2 tRNA genes and 1 rRNA gene (1 of these 3 cut by a window edge) are annotated in these 2,500 nt (G+C 52.4%); all 3 read right to left on the reverse strand.

Annotated elements, in window-relative coordinates:
* A 23S ribosomal RNA gene (locus ABIA71_RS20810) occupies positions 1–2,114 on the reverse strand; the annotation flags it as partial.
* Positions 2,115–2,342: 228 nt separating this feature from the next.
* A tRNA-Ile gene (locus ABIA71_RS20815) sits at positions 2,343–2,419 on the reverse strand.
* A 48-nt stretch (positions 2,420–2,467) separates the two neighbouring features.
* Positions 2,468–2,500: transfer RNA gene (locus ABIA71_RS20820), tRNA-Ala, on the reverse strand; it runs 43 nt beyond the window's last position.

Genomic DNA, 2,500 nt, shown 5'->3' on the forward strand with positions numbered 1-2,500 from the left:
GTTTCATAGCCTCCCACCTATCCTACACAGACGAACTCAACGTTCAGTGTAAAGCTATAGTAAAGGTTCACGGGGTCTTTCCGTCTTGCCACGGGAACGCTGCATCTTCACAGCGATTTCAATTTCACTGAGTCTCGGGTGGAGACAGCGCCGCTGTCGTTACGCCATTCGTGCAGGTCGGAACTTACCCGACAAGGAATTTCGCTACCTTAGGACCGTTATAGTTACGGCCGCCGTTTACTGGGGCTTCGATCAAGAGCTTCGCCTTGCGGCTGACCCCATCAATTAACCTTCCAGCACCGGGCAGGCGTCACACCCTATACGTCCACTTTCGTGTTTGCAGAGTGCTGTGTTTTTGATAAACAGTCGCAGCGGCCTGGTTTCTGCGGCCCTCTTCAGCTATAGCTCGCATGAGCCACCAAAAAGGGCGCACCTTCTCCCGAAGTTACGGTGCCATGTTGCCTAGTTCCTTCACCCGAGTTCTCTCAAGCGCCTGAGAATTCTCATCCTACCCACCTGTGTCGGTTTACGGTACGGTCTGCGTAAGCTGAAGCTTAGGAGCTTTTCCTGGAAGCGTGGTATCAGTGACTTCGCCTTAAAGGCTCGTCTCGGTGCTCGGTCTTGAAGAATCCCGGATTTGCCAAAGATTCAAACCTACCTCCTTTCCCCCGGACAACCAACGCCGGGTACACCTAACCTTCTCCGTCCCTCCATCGCACTTACGCGAGGTGCAGGAATATTAACCTGCTTCCCATCGACTACGACTTTCGTCCTCGCCTTAGGGGCCGACTCACCCTGCGCCGATTAACGTTGCGCAAGGAAACCTTGGGCTTTCGGCGTGCGGGTTTTTCACCCGCATTATCGTTACTCATGTCAGCATTCGCACTTCCGATACCTCCAGCAGACTTCTCAATCCACCTTCAACGGCTTACGGAACGCTCCTCTACCGCGTACATATAAATATGCACACCCCAAGCTTCGGTTCACTGCTTAGCCCCGTTAAATCTTCCCCGCAGACCGACTCGACCAGTGAGCTATTACGCTTTCTTTAAAGGGTGGCTGCTTCTAAGCCAACCTCCTGGCTGTCTGTGCCTTTCCACATGGTTTTCCACTTAGCAGTGAATTTGGGACCTTAGCTGTGGGTCTGGGTTGTTTCCCTTTTCACGACGGACGTTAGCACCCGCCGTGTGTCTCCCATACAGTCCGTCTCGGTATTCGGAGTTTGCAATGGTTTGGTAAGTCGCGATGACCCCCTAGCCATAACAGTGCTCTACCCCCGAGAGGATACATATGAGGCGCTACCTAAATAGCTTTCGAGGAGAACCAGCTATCTCCGGGTTCGATTAGCTTTTCACTCCTAATCACAGCTCATCCCCGTCTTTTGCAACAGACGTGGGTTCGGGCCTCCAGTACCTGTTACGGCACCTTCACCCTGGCCATGACTAGATCACCCGGTTTCGGGTCTACTGCCCGCGACTATGCGCCCTTATCAGACTCGGTTTCCCTTCGCCTCCCCTATACGGTTAAGCTTGCCACGAACAGTAAGTCGCTGACCCATTATACAAAAGGTACGCAGTCACTCTTTCGAGCTCCTACTGCTTGTACGCACACGGTTTCAGGATCTATTTCACTCCCCTCTCCGGGGTTCTTTTCGCCTTTCCCTCACGGTACTGGTTCACTATCGGTCGGTCAGTAGTATTTAGCCTTGGAGGATGGTCCCCCCATGTTCAGACAGGGTTTCACGTGCCCCGCCCTACTCGTCTTCACTGGAGTGGCCCTTTTAAATACAGGGCTATCACCTTCTATGGCCAGCCGTTCCAGGCTGTTTTTCTAGAACCATTCCAGCTTAAGGGCTAGTCCCCGTTCGCTCGTCGCTACTCAGGGAATCTCGGTTGATTTCTTTTCCTCTGGTTACTTAGATATTTCAGTTCACCAGGTTCGCTTCCAGCAGCTATGTATTCACTGCAGGATACCCGCAAGCGGGTGGGTTTCCCCATTCGGACATTACCGGATCAAAGCTTGTTGCCAGCTCCCCGATACTTTTCGCAGGCTGCCACGTCCTTCATCGCCTCTGACCGCCAAGGCATCCACCGTGTGCGCTTATTCGCTTGACCATATAACCGCAAGTTGCCTTGGGTTACATATATGACCTGGGGGTACAAAGCCCAGATACGAAATATAACGACTCAATTAATAAGAAGACATTTAAGTCTTCCGCCTTAGCCTCACGACACGTCAAGATAGAATCTCAAACGCTCGCTACGTCACAAGTTTTAAAAGAACACGTACCGGCCACAATGCCGATGCGTAATAAATTCTTTGTATGCGCTAGTCATTCAGAGTGGTGGGTCTGGGTAGACTCGAACTACCGACCTCACCCTTATCAGGGGTGCGCTCTAACCACCTGAGCTACAGACCCAATGTCCGTTCAGCTCATTGCCGTTTGCGTCGATAAACACGCAACGTGTGGTGGAGCCTGTCGGGATCGAACCGACGACCC

The organism is Stenotrophomonas sp. 2619 (assembly GCF_040548725.1).
Classification (GTDB): domain Bacteria; phylum Pseudomonadota; class Gammaproteobacteria; order Xanthomonadales; family Xanthomonadaceae; genus Stenotrophomonas; species Stenotrophomonas maltophilia_AP.